This window comes from Citricoccus sp. SGAir0253 (genome assembly GCF_005877055.1).
In the GTDB taxonomy this organism is placed as follows: domain Bacteria; phylum Actinomycetota; class Actinomycetes; order Actinomycetales; family Micrococcaceae; genus Citricoccus.
Genome location: NZ_CP039424.1, coordinates 739,293 through 757,509, shown reverse-complemented (window position 1 = coordinate 757,509; position 18,217 = coordinate 739,293). Strand labels below are relative to the sequence as shown.

Here is an 18,217-nt window from a genome sequence, read left to right as displayed (position 1 = left end):
TGGAACGCACAGCACGAGGAACGGGATAGGCACACAGTGAGACGACGAACCATCCGCCGAACCGCCGCCGTGGCCCTGGCCGCGGTGGCCACCCTGGGAGGGTGCATGAACCCGCAGACCACCAGCCAACCCGACGCCGAGACCCAATCGCGCACCTCTGGCCAGCTCATGGAGGCCGAGATGCCGGCGCTCGTGCGGGCCGCCGGCTGGGACTCGATCGGCACCCTGACGGAGACCAGTTGCCTGGGGATCGCCGACCCCGAGGAAGCCTCGCGCGAGACCCGGTGGACGGCGAGTTCCGGGGCCACCGGGGTCTCCGAGGACGAGGCCGGCCACGTGGCCGAGCAGGTGCGCCGCGCCGCCGAGGAATCCGGCTGGACCTCGAAGGACGGGGCCGGCGCCCACGGGGACCGACTGTATGGGGCGTCCAAAGGCGATCTCACCCTGGCCCTGACCTATCGGACGGGGGCCGGTGCCTCCGAACTGACCCTGGCCCTGGACTCCCCCTGCCTGCAGATGCCGGCGGGCCACACCATGACCCGTTCCGAACTGGACCCCATGTACGGTTCCTCGGATCCGAGGTACCCCCATGACGACCGCTCGAGGTTCACCAACGGGACGCCCAGGCCCCTGCCGTCGCCGTCGCCGTCGGAGTGATGCCTACTCGGGGATGCCGGCGTAGGAGTGCAGGCCCGGGAAGTACGTGTTGACGATCGTGAAGTTGAACACGACGCACGCGAAGCCGATGATCGACAGCCACGCGGCGCGCTCCCCGGTCCAGCCGCGCGTGGCGCGGGCGTGCAGGTAGCCGGCGTAGACGACCCAGATGACGAAGCTCCAGACCTCCTTGGTGTCCCAGCCCCAGTACCGGCCCCAGGCCTGCTCGGCCCAGATGGCGCCGGCGATCACCGTGAAGGTCCACATCACGAAGGCCACGGCGTTGATCCGGTAGGACCAGTTCTCCAGGCTGCGCGCGGACGGCACGAGGCGCAGGAAGTCCGGCCGGCCCGGGCCGCCGGCGCGCAGGCGCGCCTCGCGGCGGGACTGCAGCAGCTGCAGCACGCTCATGGAGAAGGTCAGGGTGAACAGTGCGGAGGCGAGCACGGCGATGGACACGTGGATGACGATCCACGGCGACTGCAGGGCCGGCTGCAGGTGCGCCAGCGGCGTGGGGAAGCCGATCGTGGCGGCGCACATCATGATGACCACGAGCCCGGCCACGAAGGTGCCCAGGAACCGGATGTCCTTGCGGATGAGGAACAGCAGGTACACGGCCGCCACGAGCAGGGCGCCCGTGGTGCAGAACTCGTACATGTTGCCCCACGGCACGCGGTGGGCGGCGAGGCCGCGGGCGACCACCGCGAAGGCGTGCAGCAGCACGCCGATCACCATGAGCGCCACGGCCACGTTGGCCACCGGCCGCCGCGCGGCGCCGAGGTACTCCATGTCCTCGTCCACCAGTTCGGGGCCGGCCGCCGCGGGGGTCGCGGGCGCCGCCGTCGGGCCCGTGCCGGCACCGGCGACGCCGGCCCCCACCAGCCGGTCCTCGCGGGCCTCCTCCCGGGCCAGCTCGGCCTCGAGGGCGCGGATGGTGCGCGAGGAGTTGGCCATGTCCAGCGCGAAGAGGATGAAGGCGGCGGCATAGACCAGGGCGGCGATCAGCATGAACAGGTCGCTGTAGCTGGCCAGCTGCAGGTTGATGGGCTGCATGGATTACTCCGGTCGGTTCGGGATGGATGAGGCGGGCGCCGGGACGGCGGCGGGCTCCTCGGGGGCGACGACGGGCCACATCCGCTCGAACTGCCGGCGCAGCGCGAGGTTCTCCTCGCGCAGGCCGAAGTCCTCGCCGCGGGCCAGCAGTCCGTACTCCACCATGGTCGCCCCGTCCGGCCCGGTGGCGCCACGGACCCACACGCGGCGGCGGCGCACGAACAGGCTCACGCCGAGGGCCACGAGGGCCGTGACGGCGAAGACGCCCACGCCCCACTTGCCGGGGTCGTAGTGGATGTCCAGGCCCACGTAGCGCTTGACGCCGTCGAAGCTGATCGAGCCCTTGCCCTCGGGCAGCTCGTAGGACTGCCCGGGGGTCAGGGTGATGCCGCCGGCGTCCTGGCTGCGGGAGTTCAGCTCGGTGAGTCCCTCGGTCTCCAGCACGTAGACGTTCTGCGGCTCGCCGTCGTCGAGGCCCAGGTCGCCGTAGTAGGAGTTCAGGTTCAGCTCGGGCCGGAACAGCTCGGGGTCGACCGAGACGGCCACGCCGTCCTCGCCCGTGTAGGCGGTGGGCAGGAAGAACCCGACGAAGCCGAGCTGGTCCGGCTGGGCGTCCGGGGCCTTGATCACCAGCAGCGAGGTGTAGACGTTGTCCTGCACCTGCGCCACCACGGGCCCCTGGAAGGCGATGTCCCCGTTGCCGTCCCGCACCGTGACCTCCGGGGCGTAGCCGTTGCCCACCAGGTAGACGCGGTTGCCCTGCAGGTCCAGCGGGTGGTTGACCTTGAGGACCTCCTCGCGGGGCTGTCCCCCGGTGCCCTCCTGGACCTCCAGGACGGCGGTGAAGTCCAGCGGCTGGCCGTAGTGCGTCTGGGACTCCCGGTCGAAGACCGCCTCGAAGCTCTCCAGGGACATGGAGAACGGCGCGAGCCGCTCCTCCGAGAAGGCGCTGCCGGGGGTGAAGGAGTCGTAGGCCACGAGGGTGTTGGCGAAGCCCTCCCCCTCCACGAGGATCTTCTGCCCGCGGTAGCTCAGCAGGGAGCCGACGGCCATGAAGACGAGCACGCCGATCAGGGACAGGTGGAAGACGATGTTGCCGATCTCCCGCACGTAGCCGCGCTCGGCGCCCACGGAGGCGCCGCCGTCGCCCTCGGGGCGGACCTCCGTGCGGTACCCGCGCCGCTTGAGGTACCGGGCCGCCTGCTCCACGGCCTCGGCCGGGGCGGGGCCGGAGGGCTCGAGCAGCACGGAGCCGTACTCCGGCAGCCGGGACAGCCGGCGCGGGGTACGCGGCGGTGCCGAGCGCAGGGCCTTGGCGTGCTTGACCGCGCGCGGCAGCACGCAGCCGATGAGGGAGATGAACAGCAGCAGGTAGATGGCCGAGAACCAGACGGAGGAGTACACGTCGAACAGCTGCAGCCGGTCGAGCCACGGACCCAGCCGGGGGTTGTCCTCGAGGTACTGGTTGACGATCTCTGGGCCGGCCGGGCGCTGCGGGAACAGGGAGCCGGGCACGGCGGCCACGGCGAGCAGCAGCAGCAGCATCAGCGCCGTGCGCATGGAGGTCAGCTGGGTCCAGGCGAACCGCAGCGTGCCCACGAGACCGAGGGCGGGGAGGTGTACGTCCTGGCTCAAATCGGCAGCCTCACGTCGTTGGCGAACCAGGTCTGCAGCTGCACGACCCAGTGGTTCCACAGCCCGCTCACCATCAGGGCGCCGAGCACGAGCAGCAGCCCGCCCCCGAAGCGCATGACGGCCAGGCGGTGCGTGCGGAAGAACGCGAGCGCGCCCATCCCGCGGCGCATCCCGAGCGCGATGAGCAGGAACGGCACGCCCAGGCCGAGGCAGTACACGAACGCGAGGAACGCGCCCTTGCCCGGGGTGGTGGACCCGGCGGTGGACATGGCCAGCACGGCGCCCATGGTCGGCCCGATGCACGGGGCCCAGCCCAGGCCGAACGTCATCCCCAGCACGGGGGCGCCCCACAGGCCGGCGCGCGGCTGGGCGTGGATGCGGCGGTCCCGCTGGAAGAAGGAGAGCCCGCCCATGAACACGACGCCGAGGACCATCACGACGACGCCGAGCACGCGCGTCAGCCACTCGCCGTCGCCCTGGAGCCAGATGGTCACCTGCGAGAACACGATGCCGACGAGGACGAAGACGACCGAGAAGCCCAGCACGAACAGCCCGATGCCCGCGAGCATCCGGCCGCGCCGCTCGCGCTGCAGGTCGGCCCCGGTCAGCCCGGTGACGTAGCCGAGGTACCCGGGCACGAGGGGCAGCACGCAGGGCGAGAGGAAGGAGACGAGCCCGGCGAGCAGCGCGATGGGCACGGCCAGCAGCAGCGAGCCGTCCATGACGATCTCGGCGAAGGCGTTGTTGGCGGGGGCGGCCTGCAGCATGGAGGGGATCAGGCCTGCTCGTCGACCACGGTGGTGATGAGGCTCTTGAGCGTGGAGCGCTCGGCGACGCCCAGCACGCGGGCGGACACCCGGCCCCGGCGGTCCAGCACGATCGTGGTCGGCACGGCCTGCGGCGGCACGTAGTCCGTCATCGCCAGCAGCACCTGGCCGCCGCGGTCCTCCAGGGAGGGGTAGGTGATGCCGAAGTTGCGCTCGAACGCCTCGGCGGTGCCGGCGGTGTCCCGGACGTTCACGCCCACGAACCGCACGCCCTCGGGCTCGAACTCCTCGTGCAGGGACTGCAGGTCCGGGGCCTCGATGCGGCAGGGCGCGCACGCGGCGTACCAGAAGTTCAGCACGGCCGGCGCCCCGGCGAGGTCCGCGGCCTCCAGCTCCTGGCCGGAGAACAGGGTGGAGGTGAACTGCACGGGCTCCCCGCGCTCGCTCTCGGCGACCTCCAGGACCGAGCCGTCCCCGGCGATGTAGTTCTTGCCGTCGGCGTTCCCGGCCTGGGCGGCCAGCGGGTCGTCGCCGGAGCAGGCCGCCAGGAGCGGCAGCGCCGCGATCCCGGCCAGTCCCGCCAGCACGCGCCGGCGGTGGAGGCCGTGGTCGGATCGGGACGAGAGGGGGGCTGTCATGTCGGCTCGGGGCACTTCCATCGGGGGCGGGGGCGTCCCATGGATTCTACCGCTCGTAGTAGAAGCTGGTGGAATCCTGTGGTCCGGCCGTGCGCTCAGGCGCCGGGCAGGCTGCTCGCCTGCCCCAGCAGCGCCGCGTTCGGCTCCCGGTACTCGACGCGCGGCACGGCCCGTCCGGCCTCGAAGTGCAGCGAGGTGACCGAGGTGAGCGTGCACTCGCGGCGGCGCGGGTCGTGCCACAGCGGACGGCCCTCGACGGAGAGCCGGGTGACCCAGATCGGCAGCTGGTGGGACACCACGATCGCCTCGGCGCCCTCCCCGTCCAGGGCGATGGCCCGGTCCCGCAGGTCCTGCACGGCCTCGGCCATGCGGGCGACCTGCGCCCGGTAGGGCTCGCCCCACGAGGGGCGGAAGGGGTTGACCAGCAGGGGCCACAGCCGCGGGTCGCGCAGCCGGCGGGACACCTGCGCCAGCCCCTCGAAGCGGTTGGTGGCCTCCAGGACGCGGTCGTCCGTGCCGACGTCCAGCTCCAGCGCGCGGCCGATCGGGGCGGCCGTCTCCTGGGCCCGCTGCAGCGACGAGGCGACCAGCAGCACGGGACGGCGCCCGGTGGCCTCCGCCTCGGCGGCGAACCAGTCGGCCACGTCCTCGGCCATGCGCCGCCCCAGCTCGGAGAGGCCGTAGCCGGGGATGCGGCCGTAGAGCACGCGGTCCGGGTTGTGGACTTCTCCGTGGCGGACGAGGTGGACGGTGGCGACTGGCATGGTCCCAGTCTCGCAGACCCCGGGAGTCCGCCCGCCATCGCGCGGCCGGTGGGGATACCGTGGTGTCCGGGCGCCGCGCACCCCCGGCCCGCGTCCCCGCCCACGTCACCGCCCACCAGGAAGGCCCCTGCCATGACGGACCAGAACCACCCCGACCAGCCGAGCGCCGAGCAGCCGGGCGAGCCCACGGGCCAGCCAGGCCAGCAGCCCGGACATCCGGGCGAGCAGCCGGGCCGGCCCGGCAGGCCGGGCGCGGGCCGGCCGCTCGAGGACGCCGAGGGACAGCCGCGCTACGGCGTGCGCCTGACCCCCGAGCAGATGGCCGAGCACCAGGCGCAGCAGCAGGCCCAGCCGCAGGCCCCCCAGCAGTCCCAGCAGCCGGGCGCCTATCCGCCGCCGGCCTACGGCCGCGCGCCCCAGGCGGGCGGTCCCGCGGTCCCCGGCCAGCCGGCGTCGTCCCCCTACGGCCAGGCGCCGTACGCACAGCAGCCGTACGGCCAGGCCCCCTACGGCCAGGCGCCGTACGCACAGCAGCCCTACGGACAGCCGGGCGCCGGGTACCCCGCCGCGGGGCCTGCGTCGATGGGCCCCGTGGTGCGGCCGAAGGAGGTCGACCGCTCGTACTGGCTCATCCTCGCGGCCGGCGTGGCGTTCCTGGTCATCGAGCTGCTCAACGTGCTCTCGCCGTCCATGGGGCTCACCCCGGACATGCGCCAGCAGCTCCAGGCCCAGCTCGACGACGCCGGCGTGGCCGTGGACCTGCCGTCGCTGCTCGAGTCGGTGCGCGTCACGGCGGTGGTCTTCACGGTCGTCGTCGCCGGCCTGTACGTGCTGGTCGCGACGGGCATCCGCCGGGGCTCGAACGTCGCGCGGATCTTCGGCACCATCTTCGCCGCCCTGTCCCTGCCGGCCGTGCTCGGCCTGGGCTTCGTCTACGTGGCCCTGGGGGTGGCGGGCATCGTGTTCGCCTACCTGCCCCGGGCGAACGAGTACTTCCGCGGCCGGGCCTGGGAGAAGGCGCTGCGCCGCTGAGCCCGACGGCGGCCGGTCCGGGCCGCCCGCGCCTGCGGCCCGGCTACGGACGTGCCGCCGGGGCCGGCCCCCGGCCCGGCCGGTCGGAGGACAGCTCGGCCTGGTGGAAGGCGAGGATCTGCAGCTCGGTGGACAGGTCCACGGCGCGCACGGCCACCCGGGCGGGCACGGCGAGCTCCACGGGCGCGAAGTTCAGCAGCCCCTGGATGCCGGCGGCCACGAGCCGGTCCGCCATGGCCTGGGCCGTCGCGGCCGGGACGGCGAGGATGGCCAGGCGCGCCCCGGTCTCGGCCACCACGTCCTCGAGGTCGTCGACCGCGCGGACCGCGATCGGGCCACGGCGCTCCCCGATGACCCGCCGGTCGGCGTCGAGCACGGCGCAGATGCGCAGCCCCCGGCCGGCGAAGCCGTCGTAGCCGGCCAGCGCGGAGCCCAGGTGGCCGGCGCCGACGAGCACGACGGGCTGGTCCTCGGCCAGCCCCAGCGCCCGGCTGATCGCCTGCTGGAGCGCGGCCACGGGGTAGCCGACGCCGCGGCGGCCCAGCTGTCCCAGGCCCGCCAGGTCGCGCCGCACCAGCGGGGGGCCGACGCCGGTGCGCTCGGCCAGCCCGGTGGAGGACACGCGCGTGATCCCGTCCGCGGCCAGCGCCGCCAGGGCGCGCAGGTACACGGGCAGTCGGGCCACCGTGCGGCGGGACAACCCGGATCCGGGCGGCGGACCGGCGCTCACGGCCGTCCCGCGGCGAGCAGCCGCTCCAGCCGGAGAGGGTCGATGCGCCAGAAGTCGCGCTGCACGCCGTCGACCATCAGCACCGGGATCTCCTCGGCGTGGCGCTCGGCCAGCACCGGGTCCCGGGCCACGTCCACCGCCCGCCAGGGCACGCCGAGCCGGGTGCAGACCTCGTCCACCACCGCGATCGCGTCGGCGCACAGGTGGCAGCCGTCCTTGACGAGCAGGGCCACGTCGGGCACCGCGGCCGCGGGATCGGGAGTCGTCGTCATGTGGTCCTCCGGGGCAGAGCGCACGGGGCCGTCCCGCCTGGCGGCGGGACGGCCCCGTGTCGGCGCGAGCGGTCGGCTGCGCTTACTTCTTGTTGCGGCGCTGGTGGCGGGTCTTGCGAAGCAGCTTGCGGTGCTTCTTCTTCGACATACGCTTACGGCGCTTCTTGATCACAGAACCCATAGGGAAACCTCTTGCTTGGTTGGTGAACTGACGACGGACGCCTGCTGGCGGTCCGTCGTCCTAGGTCAAAACGTTCCCTAACACCTTACCCTGCGCGCGGGCGGGCGACGAACCGGGAACGCCGTCGTCAGTGCCGGTCGTCGGTCCCGGTGGCCCGCGGCTCCGTGCCGCCGGCCCTCAGGATCTGCTGCACCGCGCTCTCGGGGACGCGGTAGGACCGCCCGAACCGCACGGCCGGGACCTCCCCGGCGTGGATCATCCGGTACACCGTCATGCGCGAGACGCGCATCATCTCGGCGACCTCGGTGACGGTCATGAAACGCGTGTCGGCAAGGCTACCGTCGTCTCCCACGTTGACATCCTCATTCCCATTGGCCTGGCACCGGGCGGAGTCCGCCGCGCCAGACCGGAGGCCTGGGGGATAACGTAGCGAACACCCGGCGCACGCGCGTCACGGTGCGCATGTGTCCCCAGCATATAACCCGGCGTGTCAGTCGAACCACGGGTCGAGACCGTGGTAGGGGAAGACCGACTTCCGGGTGGCCATGATGGTCTGGTCGATCGCGTCGGACGGGTCGTACCCGACCTCCCAGGACCGCCACCAGACATCGACCCCGTCGGACATCAGCGCAGGGATCCGCTCGTGGGCGCCCTCCCCCGCGCACTGCTCGGCGTACCGGCGCCACTCGGCCGGCACCGGTGTCTCCGGGGCCAGGGGCCGGCCCGTGGCCACGGCCACCAGGTGGCTCCACGTCCGCGGCACCACGGAGTAGGGGCTGTAGCCCCCGCCGCCCGTGGCCAGCCACCGGTCGTGCGCGTGGTCCCGCGCCCAGTCGGCGGCGTCCAGGGCGAGCTGGCGCTGGCCCTCCACGGACATGGTGAGGTTGGTCAGCGGGTCGTCCCGGTGGCCGTCGCAGCCGTGCTGGGTGACCAGGGCGTCCGGCGCGAAGGCGCCCAGCAGCTGCGGCACCACCGCGTGCACCGCGCGCAGGAACCCGGAGTCCCCCGTGCCCGGCGGCAGCGCCACGTTGACGGCGGAACCCAGGGCCTCCGGGCCGCCGACGTCGTTGGCGAAGCCGCTGCCCGGGAACAGCGAGATGCCCGTCTCGTGGACCGAGATCGTCAGCACGCGCGGGTCGTCCCAGAAGATGGACTCGACGCCGTCCCCGTGGTGGGCGTCCAGGTCCACGTAGGCCACGCGCTCGGCGCCGAGGTCCAGCAGCCGGCGGATGGCCGCGGCGCAGTCGTTGTAGATGCAGAACCCGCTCGCGTGGCCCCGCGCGGCGTGGTGCAGCCCGCCGGCGACGTTCACCGCGTGCCGCACCCGGCCGGACCAGACCTCCTCGGCCGCCGCCACGGAGCCGCCGACGATGCGGGCGGCGGCCTCGTGCAGGTGGGGGAACACGGGGTTGTCCTCGCTGCCGAGGCCCAGGTCCCGCCGGTCCGCCACCTCCCCGCCGCTCACCGAGCGCACGGCCCGGACGTACTCGGGGTCGTGCACGGTGGCCAGCAGGGCGTCGTCGGCCACCTCGGGGGCGAGGATCCGCACCCCGGGCCGGTCGAGCAGGCCGAGGTCCCGGCACAGGCGGTGGGTCAGGTCGAGCCGGACGGGCGCCATCGGGTGCGCCCGGCTGAACTCGTACTGCAGCAGCGCCTCGTCCCAGACGATGGCGGTCGGCACGGCGGCGCGGGATGTGGTGGTCATCACCGACCAGCCTAGGCTCCCCGGGGTCGTTCCGGGGCGGGATGACACATTGCGGTCCCGATGGAGGATGATGGTGGCGTCCCGACGTCGGAAGGTGCGCATGACCCGGCCGAAGCCCGAGACCTTCCCGCGGCCCCGCGCCGCGGCGCGGGCCTCGACGCCGTCCCCCGGCCCCCTGGTCCGTCCGGGCCCCGGGGGTCCCACCGGCCTGCGCGGCGCCGCCGCCCGCCTGCGGCAGTTCGTGGCCGCCGTCGCCGGGGCCTCGCCCGCGCGCGCGGCCCTGCTCGCCTTCGCCCTGGTGACCCTGCTCTTCACCGCCCTGCTCTCGCTGCCGGCGGCCTCCCAGTCCGGCCGGGTGACGCCCCTGCACGACGCGCTGTTCGTGGCCACCTCGGCGGTGTCGGTGACCGGGCTGACCACCGTCAACACGGCCGAGCACTGGAGCTTCCTGGGCCAGCTGATCATCCTGGTGGCCATCCAGGTCGGCGGCCTGGGCATCCTGTCCATGGCCGCGCTGCTGTCCCTGGTGGTGTCCAAGCGGCTGGGCGTGCGCTCCAAGCTCATCACGCAGGAGGGCATGACGACCGGCCGGATCGGGGAGGTCGGCTCGCTGCTGCGCGTGGTGGTCCTCACCTCGGTGACCCTCGAGGGCATCCTCGCCCTCGTGCTCGTGCCGCGGTTCATCGCGCACACCGGCTCGCTGTGGGAGGGACTGTGGAACGGCGTGTTCTACGCCGTGTCCTCCTTCAACAACGCCGGCTTCGTGATCCACGTGGACGGGCTCGAGTCCTTCGTGGGCGACCCGTGGATCATCTGGACGATCACGGTCGGCGTCTTCGCCGGCGCCCTGGGCTTCCCCGTGGTCATGGTGCTGATGCAGCACCGCTGGCACTGGTCGCGCTGGAACCTGCACGCCAAGCTCACCGTCACCACCACGGTGGTCCTGCTCGTGGCCGGGGCCGTGCTGATCGGGCTGTTCGAATGGAACAACCCCGAGACGCTGGGCCGGTTCGGGCCGGCCGGGCGCGTGCAGTACGCCGTCTTCACCTCCGTGATGCCGCGCTCGGGCGGCTTCTCCGTGTTCGACATGAACGACCAGACGCCCGAGACCATCCTGCTCACGGACGCCCTGATGTTCGCCGGCGGCGGCTCGGCCTCCACGGCCGGCGGCATCAAGGTCAGCACGATCGCCGTGATGTTCCTGGCCATCGTGGCCGAGGCCCGCGGCGACCGGGAGGTCACCGCGCACGGCCGCACGATCGCCCCCGAGTCGCTGCGCGTGGCCATCGCCGTCCTCGCGCTCGGCGCCACCCTCGTGCTGGTGGGCACCATGGCGCTCGTGGCGATCGCCGACGAGTCCCTGCAGCGGCCGCTGTTCGAGGTGCTGTCCGCCTTCGGCACCTGCGGGCTGACCTCGGGGCTGAGCGAGGACCTGCCGCCGTCCGGGAAGTACGTGCTCTCGGCCCTGATGTTCTCCGGCCGTGTTGGTACGATCACCTTCGCGTCCGCCCTGGCGCTGCGCCAGCGGCGGATCCTGTTCCGCTACCCCGAGGAGAGGCCCGTCATTGGCTGAGAACCGTCCGGACCCGCACGCCCCCGTGCTCGTGGTCGGCCTCGGCCGCTTCGGCGCCGCCGTGGCCGAGCAGCTGGTGGCCCAGGGCCGGGAGGTCATGGCCATCGAGCGCGACCCCGGGCTCGTCCAGCGCTTCTCCGGGGTGCTCACCCACGTGGTGGAGGCGGACGCCACGGACATGGAGGCCCTGCGCCAGCTCGGCGCCCAGGAGTTCGCCACCGCCGTGGTCGGCGTGGGCACCTCGATCGAGTCCTCGGTGCTGATCACCGTGAACCTCGTGGACCTCGGCGTGGACAACATCTGGGTCAAGGCGATCACCCCGGCCCACGGCAAGATCCTGCGGCGCATCGGCGCCCACCACGTGATCTTCCCCGAGCACGACGCCGGCGTGCGCGCCGCGCACCTCGTGGGCGGGCGCATGCTGGACTTCATCGAGTTCGACGACGACTTCGCGATCGTCAAGATGTACCCGCCCATGGAGGCGGTCGGCTTCACCCTCGCGGAGTCCAACATCCGCGCCAAGTACGGGGTGACGATCGTGGGCGTGAAGACCCCGGGCGAGGACTTCACCTACGCCCAGCCGGACACGAAGGTCGGGCCGCGGGACACGCTCATCGTCTCGGGCCACACCGACCTGCTGGAGCGGTTCGCGGCCCGGCCCTGAGCCGGCCGGGCCGGCCCCGGTGCCGGCCCACGGGGGCAGGACCGCGCCGGCTCCCCCGCCGGGTCAGCCGGCGAACTCGCGGCTGATCTCGGCGCTGCGCGCGGCGGAGGCGCGCATGCCGTCCGCGAGCAGCCGCGCCAGCCCCGCGTCCAGGAACGAGGTCACCGCGGCCTCGGTGGTCCCGTTCGGGCTCGTCACCGCGCGCCGCAGGGCCGCCGGGTCCACCCCGGGCTCGGCCAGCATCCGGCCGGCGCCGGCCACCGTGGAGCGGGCCAGCTCCCGCGCCAGCCCCGCGTCCAGGCCGAGTTCCTCTCCCCCGGCGGCCATCAGCTCGGCCAGCAGGAACGCGTAGGCCGGGCCCGAGCCGGAGACGGCGGCCACGGCGTCGAGCTGGTCCTCGGGCACGCGGTGCACGGTCCCCGAGCCCTCGAACAGGGCGGCGGCCCGGTCCGCCTGCGCCTCGGTCACGGACGGCCCGGCGGCCAGGCCCACGGTGCCCAGGCCCACGGTGAGCGGGGTGTTCGGCATGGTGCGCACCACCGGCTGGCCCTCGGGCAGCTGCGCGGCCATCGCGCCGAGGGGGATGCCCGCCGCCACGGAGACCACCACGGCGTCCGGGGACAGCGAGCCGGCGATCTCCCGGCACAGGGTGAGGATGTACCGGGGCTTCACGCCCAGCACCACCACGTCCGCCCCCGAGGCCGAGTTCCGGTTGGCCTCCGGGTTGCGCTCCGTGGAGTGCACGGCGATCCCGTGGCGCTCCTCGGCGGCGCGGGCGCTGTCCTCGGAGTGCACGGTCGCGCACACGGAGGACGGCTCCGTGCCCGCGGCGAGCATCCCGGCCAGGATGGCGCCGTTCATGTTCCCCAGTCCCAGCAGGGCGATCTTCACGCGGTGGTCCTCTCGGTCGGTTCGGTGCCGCCGGCCGCGGTCGCGGCCCCGGCGGCGAGGCTGGTGCGGGCGAAGTCGAGGCAGTAGGCGAGCATCTCCTCGCGCTCCCCGGCGTACTTGGCCCGGCGGGTGCCCACCTCGACGCACACGGCGCCGTCCCAGCCGGACTCGCCCAGGAACCGCAGCGCCTCGGCCACGGGCTGGTCGCCCTCGCCCGGGAGCATGTGCTCGTCCTTGCCGTTGGCGGTGCCGTCCGTCAGGTGGACGTGCCGCAGCCGGGACCCGAGCGCGCGGAACGCGTCCAGGGAGTCCTCCTGGGCGATCGCCGCGTGGGAGAAGTCCCACGTCACGTGCTCGTAGCCCTGGGACACGGGGTCCCAGTGCGGCAGGTACATCTTGGCCTCGCGTCCACCGGCGCGCCACGGGTACATGTTCTCCACGCAGATCAGCACGCCCGTGGCCTCCATGAGCTCCTGGATGCCCTCGGCGAAGCCCGAGGCGTAGTTGCCCTGCCAGCGGAACGGCGGGTGGGCCACGACCACCTCGGCGCCCACCTCGCGGGCCAGGTCCGCGCTCTTGGCGAGCTTGTTCCACGCCGAGCCCCACACCTGCTGGGTGAACAGCAGCGTGGGGGCGTGGATGGAGTGGATCGGCATGGAGTGCCGCTGCGCCAGCCGGTTCAGCTGGGCGCCGTCCTGGGACCACGAGTTGTGGGTCACCATGACCTCCACGCCGTCGTAGCCGAGGTCCTCGGCCATGGCGAAGACGTCCTGGGTGCCCAGCGGGAACACCGAGGAGGAGGACAGCGTCACCGGGACCTCCCGGGGCGCCGCGGGCCCGACGGCGGCCCCGGCGGCCTCCCTCGCGGGCGGCGGGAGCAGCGTGGCCGGGGCGAGGGCGGACGTCAGCCGGCCCGGGCCGAGGGCGGGCCGGGCGGAGCCGCCGAGGGTCGCCGTCGCGCCCTCCCGGACGCGGGCGGGGCGGGACTCGCGCTCGGCGAGCGCGCCGCCCCAGGGACCGGACCGCCGCGCCGCCTCCTCCGCGGCGTCCTCGGCCCGGTGGGCGAGGGCCTCGCCGTCGTCCTGGTCAGTCACTGGTCACCCCCACCGAGAAGCCCGGCAGCATCGGGTCCGGGTTGAGCCGGACGTTCCCGACGCCCCGGACGTTCTCCTGGCCCAGGATGCCCTCCTGCACCAGGGCATCCAGCCTACGCATGATCAGTCCCTCCCGCAGCGCCCACGGGCAGATCTCCAGCTGGGCGATCCCGAACCGCTCCATCGCGGCCTCGGCGGCGATCCCGCCCGCGAGCATCTGGGCCGCGCGGACCTCGGAGACCCCGGGCAGCCCCGCCCGCTCGGCCGCCGTCATGGCCGCCATCCGGTTGACCCACAGCTTGAGGTCCTCGATCCGCAGGTGCCTCTTGACGAACGGGCCGGCGGCCAGCGGCGCGGCCCCCGTGATCCGGGCGAGCGAGCGGAAGGTCTTGGACGTGCCGGTCACCAGCACCGGGGCCGTCAGTGCGGGGAAGCCGTCCGCGGCCTCGGCCATGGTGGCACGGACGTACTTGCGCAGCTTCTTGACGGACTTGGGCGTCGGCGGGTCGTCCGGCAGCCAGTCACGGGTCAGGCGGCCCGCCCCGAGCGGGATCGAGGCCGCGTAGCTGGGCAGCTCGTCGGTGCCGTAGGCGATCTCGAACGAGCCGCCGCCGATGTCGAAGTTGAGGATGGAGCCGACGTCCCAGCCCTGCCAGCGGCGGACGGCGAAGTAGGTCATCGCCGCCTCCTGGTCCCCGGAGAGCTCGGTGAGGTGCACCGAGGTCTCGCGCGTGACCCGGTCCAGCACCTCGGCGCCGTTGGCGGACTCCCGGATGGCCGAGGTGCAGAACGCGATCAGGTCCTCGGCCCCGTTGGCCACCGCGAAGCGCACCGCCTCCTGGATGAAGGAGACCAGCGCGTCCTGCCCCGAGGCCAGGATGCGCCCGGCCTCGTCCTGGTGCTGCAGCAGGGACAGCGAGCGCTTGTGGTCGGCGTACGCGGACGGGCGCGCGCCCGGGTGCGCGTCCACCAGCAGCAGGTGGACGGTGTTCGAGCCGATGTCCAGCACGCCGAGGCGCATGGTTACCTCTTCGCCGCCGTCTTCGACCGGGCCGGCTTCTTGGCCGGACCCTTCGCCCGCTTCTCGGCGAGCAGCTGGTACGCCTGCTCCGCGGTCAGCCCCTCGGGGTCCATGGACCGGGGCACCGTGATGTTGGTCTGGCCGTCCGTGACGTAGGGGCCGAAGCGCCCCTCCTTGACCACGACCCTCTTGCCGGACACGGGGTCCTCGGCGAACTCGGCCAGCGGCGGCTTGGCCGCGCCGCGGCCGCGCTGCTTGGGCTGGGCGTAGATGGCCAGGGCCTCCTCCAGGGTGATCGTGAAGATCTGCTCCTCGGACTCGAGCGACCGGGAGTCGGTGCCCTTCTTCAGGTAGGGCCCGAACCGGCCGTTCTGCACGGTGATCTCGGTGCCCTCGGCGTCCTGGCCCAGCACGCGCGGCAGGCTCATCAGCCGCAGGGCGTCCTCGAGGGTGACCGTGTCCACGGACATGGACTTGAACAGCGAGCCGGTCCGCGGCTTCTCCTTGGCGGGCTTCTTCTTCGGCTTGGGCTTGCCGTTCTTGTAGTACTCGGTGGGCTGGGCCTCCAGCCACGCCTGCAGCTCCTCCTCGGTCATCTCGTGGATCACCTCGGTGACGTAGGGGCCGTAGCGCCCGTCCTTGGCCACGATGGTCCGGCCCGTCTCCGGGTCCACGCCGAGGACGCGCTCGGACGGGCCGGCCGTGGCGAACAGCTCCTCGGCCTTCTCCGGGGTCAGCTCGTCCGGGGCCAGGTCCTCGGGCACGTTGGCCCGCTCGGGATCGGTGCCCTCCGGCGAGCCGGCCGGGACGTCCTTCTCCAGGTAGGGGCCGAACTTGCCGACGCGCAGCGTGATGCCGTCCGCCACCGGGATGGAGTTGACCGCCCGGGCGTCGATGTCCCCCAGGTTGTCCACGACGGCCTTGAGCCCCTCCTCCCCGGAGGGGGCGCCGAAGTAGAACGCCTGCAGCCAGGCCTCCCGCTGCAGCTCGCCGGCGGCGATGCGGTCCAGGTCGTCCTCCATGCGGGCGGTGAAGTCGTAGTCGACGTACCGGCCGAAGTGCTCCTCCAGCAGGCGGATGACGCTGAAGGCCGTCCAGGACGGGACGAGGGCGTTGCCGCGCTTGGTGACGTAGCCGCGGTCCATGATCGTGGAGATCGTGGGCGCGTAGGTGGAGGGGCGGCCGATCTCGCGCTTCTCCAGCTCGGCCACGATCGAGGCCTCGGTGTAGCGCGGGGGCGGGCTGGTCTCGTGGCCGGAGGCCACGATGTCCCGGCCGGACAGGGACTGGCCCGCGGCCAGGTCCGGCAGGCGCTTGTCCTTGGCCTCGCGGCCCTCCTTGGCCTCCTGCTTCTCGGCGTCCGCGTCCCGGCCCTCCTCGTAGGCGGCGAGGAAGCCGGGGAAGGTGATGACGGTGCCGGAGGCCGCGAAGCCGGCCCGCTGGCCGGTGCTCGCCGCGCCGGAGAGGCGCACGGTGGCCGTGTACCCCTTGGCGTCCGCCATCTGGGAGGCGATCGTGCGCTTCCAGATCAGCTCGTAGAGGCGGAACTCGTCCCCGCGCAGGGACCCGGCGACCTGCCCGGGGGTGCGGAAGGAGTCACCGGCGGGGCGGATGGCCTCGTGGGCCTCCTGCGCCGAGTCGTTCTTGGCCTTGTACACGCGCTTGGCCTGCGGGATCGACTCGGGGCCGTAGAGCTCGGTGGCCTGCCGGCGGGCCGCCGTGATGGCCTCGTCCGAGAGCATGACCGAGTCGGTACGCATGTAGGTGATGTAGCCGTTCTCGTACAGCCGCTGGGCCACCTGCATGGTCACGCGCGAGGAGAACCGCAGCTTGCGGGAGGCCTCCTGCTGCAGCGTGGAGGTGGTGAACGGGGCGGCGGGCCGGCGCGTGTACGGCTTGTCCTCGACCGAGTCCACGGTGAAGGCGGCGCCCTGCAGGCCCTCGGCGAGCGCGGTCGCGGTGGCCTCGGTGAGCGTGGCCACCTTGCCGCGCGCGGAGTCCTTGAGCTCGCCGCGGTCCGTGAAGTCCCGGCCGGTCGCGACCCGGGCGCCGTCCACGGTCGCCAGGCGGGCGGCGAAGGACTCCCCCGCCCCGGGGCCCTCCTGGGCCGTGAACGTCCCGTCCAGGTCCCAGTACGACGCCGGCACGAACGCCATGCGCTCGCGCTCGCGCTCGACGACGAGGCGGGTGGCGACCGACTGGACGCGGCCCGCGGACAGCCCGCTGGCCACCTTGCGCCAGAGCACCGGGGAGATCTCGTAGCCGAACAGCCGGTCGAGGATGCGCCGGGTCTCCTGGGCGTCCACGAGGTCGGCGTCGATCTCGCGGACGGACTCCAGCCCGCGCTGGATGCCCTCGCGGGTGATCTCGGTGAAGGTCATCCGGTAGACGGGGACCTTGGGCTTGAGTTCCTGGTACAGGTGCCACGCGATGGCCTCGCCCTCGCGGTCGGCGTCGGTGGCCAGGTAGAGCGCGGAGGCGTCCTTGAGGGCTCGCTTGAGCTCCGCGACGCGCTTCTTCTTGTCCGGGTAGACGACGTAGTAGGGCTGGAAGCCGTTGGCCACGTCCACGGCGAACTTGCCGTACGGGCCCTTCTTCATCTCCGTGGGCAGGTCCCGGGGCTGGGGCAGGTCCCTGATGTGGCCGGCCGAGGCGTCCACCACCCATCCCTCGCCGAGGTACTTGGCGATGGACTTGCTCTTGGCGGGGGACTCCACGATGACCAGCTTGGTCCCGTCACCGGGGGGCGTGGTCTTCTCGGACGTCTTCTCGGACACTCAGGCTCCTTCGGGTCGCCGGGCGGGTCGCGTCCGCCGATGACTGCCAGGCGGACCGCCCGGTGCCCTACTAATGTAACGGCACCCGCCGGGGGGCCCGGCCAGGGCGGGTCAGTCCCCGGCGCCCGGGGCGTCCGCCAGCACCGACACGAGGTAGTAGACGCGCTCGGCGTCCACCGAGCGCTCGGCGGCCGGGTTGAGCTGCTCGAACTCGTCGATCAGCGCCGCCAGGCGGGACTGGAACTCGGCGCGCTGGCCGGCGTCGAGGAAGATCATCCCGGTGGACAGCACGGGCGGCCGGCGCCGGCCGGGCGGGGCCGGGTCCCCCTCGGGGACCGGGTGGGCCTGGTCCTCCGCCTCGCGCCGGGCGACCTCCTTCATGATGCGGTCGCGGAAGGTGGTGAGCTGGACGTCGATGAACGCCAGCTTGGAGGCGGGGGTGTGGTCCAGCGAGTCCACCAGCAGCGAGTGGCCCGCGGCCTTCCAGCGCCGCTCGCGCCCGTCGCCCTCGGACGGGGATCGCTCCACGAACCCGTACTTCTCCAGCGCGCGCAGGTGGTAGCTCATGGCCGAGGGCGAGAGCCCGCAGCGGGAGGCCAGCTCCGTGGCCGTGCGGGTCGACTGGGAGGCGTAGAGCTCCTCGAGCGCCTCCAGCCGGGCCTCGTGGGCCAGGGCCCGGATCGCCTGGGGGTCGGAGATGACCACCGGCAGGCGCGGGCTCTCACTCTCTGTCATGGACAGACATTCTAGGCAGTCGCTTCAC

The 18,217-nt window shown here is 73.2% G+C and carries 19 protein-coding genes; 4 read left to right on the top strand and 15 right to left on the bottom strand.

Annotated elements, in window-relative coordinates:
* Positions 1-105: 105 nt before the first annotated feature.
* On the top strand, positions 106-657 hold the full coding sequence (locus E7744_RS03410) for a hypothetical protein (protein WP_137772914.1): 552 nt from the start codon (positions 106-108) through the stop codon (positions 655-657).
* A gap of 3 nt (positions 658-660) precedes the next feature.
* On the opposite strand, the gene ccsB is transcribed toward E7744_RS03410, so the two are convergent.
* The 5 genes from ccsB to E7744_RS03385 all read right to left on the bottom strand — a co-directional run bounded on the left by ccsB (position 661) and on the right by E7744_RS03385 (position 5,514).
* Positions 661-1,710: a c-type cytochrome biogenesis protein CcsB gene (ccsB, locus tag E7744_RS03405; protein WP_137772913.1), complete on the bottom strand. Its 1,050-nt coding sequence runs from the start codon at positions 1,708-1,710 to the stop codon at positions 661-663.
* Positions 1,711-1,713: 3 nt separating this feature from the next.
* A complete protein-coding gene (locus tag E7744_RS03400; RefSeq protein ID WP_137772912.1) occupies positions 1,714-3,345 on the bottom strand; it encodes a cytochrome c biogenesis protein ResB in 1,632 nt (543 codons plus the stop codon).
* Positions 3,342-4,112: a cytochrome c biogenesis CcdA family protein gene (locus E7744_RS03395; protein WP_137772911.1), complete on the bottom strand. Its 771-nt coding sequence runs from the start codon at positions 4,110-4,112 to the stop codon at positions 3,342-3,344. The genes E7744_RS03400 and E7744_RS03395 overlap by 4 nt, the downstream gene beginning before the upstream one ends.
* 8 nt (positions 4,113-4,120) lie before the next feature.
* Positions 4,121-4,750 carry a TlpA disulfide reductase family protein gene (locus E7744_RS03390; protein WP_137772910.1) on the bottom strand — a complete coding sequence of 210 codons (630 nt, stop codon included), beginning with the start codon at positions 4,748-4,750 and terminating at the stop codon, positions 4,121-4,123.
* A 95-nt stretch (positions 4,751-4,845) separates the two neighbouring features.
* Complete coding sequence (locus tag E7744_RS03385) at positions 4,846-5,514, bottom strand: histidine phosphatase family protein (protein ID WP_137772909.1); 669 nt, start codon at positions 5,512-5,514, stop codon at positions 4,846-4,848.
* A 132-nt stretch (positions 5,515-5,646) separates the two neighbouring features.
* On the opposite strand from E7744_RS03385, the gene E7744_RS03380 reads away from it, so the two are divergent.
* Complete coding sequence (locus E7744_RS03380; RefSeq protein WP_137772908.1) at positions 5,647-6,546, top strand: hypothetical protein; 900 nt, start codon at positions 5,647-5,649, stop codon at positions 6,544-6,546.
* Positions 6,547-6,589: 43 nt separating this feature from the next.
* Here E7744_RS03380 and E7744_RS03375 read toward each other — a convergent pair whose 3' ends face one another.
* The 5 genes from E7744_RS03375 to E7744_RS03355 all read right to left on the bottom strand — a co-directional run bounded on the left by E7744_RS03375 (position 6,590) and on the right by E7744_RS03355 (position 9,434).
* Positions 6,590-7,276, bottom strand: coding sequence for a redox-sensing transcriptional repressor Rex (locus E7744_RS03375; RefSeq protein ID WP_137772907.1), 687 nt, complete (start codon positions 7,274-7,276; stop codon positions 6,590-6,592).
* Positions 7,273-7,548 (bottom strand): glutaredoxin family protein, encoded by a 276-nt coding sequence (locus E7744_RS03370; RefSeq protein ID WP_137772906.1) that lies wholly within the window; start codon positions 7,546-7,548, stop codon positions 7,273-7,275. The genes E7744_RS03375 and E7744_RS03370 overlap by 4 nt, the downstream gene beginning before the upstream one ends.
* Before the next feature lie 82 nt (positions 7,549-7,630).
* The gene (locus tag E7744_RS03365) at positions 7,631-7,729 is read right to left on the bottom strand and encodes a 30S ribosomal protein bS22 (RefSeq protein ID WP_005504750.1); all 99 of its coding nucleotides are present in this window, start codon (positions 7,727-7,729) and stop codon (positions 7,631-7,633) included.
* A 127-nt stretch (positions 7,730-7,856) separates the two neighbouring features.
* Positions 7,857-8,045 carry a helix-turn-helix domain-containing protein gene (locus E7744_RS03360; protein ID WP_137772905.1) on the bottom strand — a complete coding sequence of 63 codons (189 nt, stop codon included), beginning with the start codon at positions 8,043-8,045 and terminating at the stop codon, positions 7,857-7,859.
* 174 nt (positions 8,046-8,219) lie between these two features.
* Positions 8,220-9,434, bottom strand: coding sequence for an acetoin utilization protein AcuC (locus E7744_RS03355; RefSeq protein ID WP_137772904.1), 1,215 nt, complete (start codon positions 9,432-9,434; stop codon positions 8,220-8,222).
* Positions 9,435-9,534: 100 nt separating this feature from the next.
* Here E7744_RS03355 and E7744_RS03350 point away from each other — a divergent pair, with 100 nt between their 5' ends.
* Both E7744_RS03350 and E7744_RS03345 read left to right on the top strand, forming a co-directional pair.
* The gene (locus E7744_RS03350) at positions 9,535-11,007 is read left to right on the top strand and encodes a TrkH family potassium uptake protein (protein ID WP_137772903.1); all 1,473 of its coding nucleotides are present in this window, start codon (positions 9,535-9,537) and stop codon (positions 11,005-11,007) included.
* The gene (locus E7744_RS03345) at positions 11,000-11,671 is read left to right on the top strand and encodes a TrkA family potassium uptake protein (protein ID WP_137772902.1); all 672 of its coding nucleotides are present in this window, start codon (positions 11,000-11,002) and stop codon (positions 11,669-11,671) included. The genes E7744_RS03350 and E7744_RS03345 overlap by 8 nt, the downstream gene beginning before the upstream one ends.
* A 63-nt stretch (positions 11,672-11,734) precedes the next feature.
* Here the strand turns inward: E7744_RS03345 and proC are convergent, their stop codons facing one another.
* The 5 genes from proC to E7744_RS03320 form a co-directional block, all read right to left on the bottom strand.
* Positions 11,735-12,562, bottom strand: coding sequence for a pyrroline-5-carboxylate reductase (gene proC, locus E7744_RS03340; protein ID WP_137772901.1), 828 nt, complete (start codon positions 12,560-12,562; stop codon positions 11,735-11,737).
* Complete coding sequence (locus E7744_RS03335) at positions 12,559-13,374, bottom strand: sugar phosphate isomerase/epimerase family protein (RefSeq protein WP_371415390.1); 816 nt, start codon at positions 13,372-13,374, stop codon at positions 12,559-12,561. Before E7744_RS03335 ends, proC begins: the two co-directional genes overlap by 4 nt.
* A gap of 274 nt (positions 13,375-13,648) precedes the next feature.
* Complete coding sequence (locus tag E7744_RS03330) at positions 13,649-14,677, bottom strand: Ppx/GppA family phosphatase (protein ID WP_137772900.1); 1,029 nt, start codon at positions 14,675-14,677, stop codon at positions 13,649-13,651.
* Positions 14,678-14,679: 2 nt separating this feature from the next.
* Positions 14,680-17,454 (bottom strand): type I DNA topoisomerase, encoded by a 2,775-nt coding sequence (gene topA, locus E7744_RS03325; RefSeq protein ID WP_137772899.1) that lies wholly within the window; start codon positions 17,452-17,454, stop codon positions 14,680-14,682.
* Positions 17,455-17,565: 111 nt separating this feature from the next.
* Entirely contained in the window at positions 17,566-18,189 is a 624-nt protein-coding gene (locus tag E7744_RS03320; RefSeq protein ID WP_137772898.1) for a helix-turn-helix transcriptional regulator, read from the bottom strand.
* Positions 18,190-18,217: the final 28 nt, after the last annotated feature.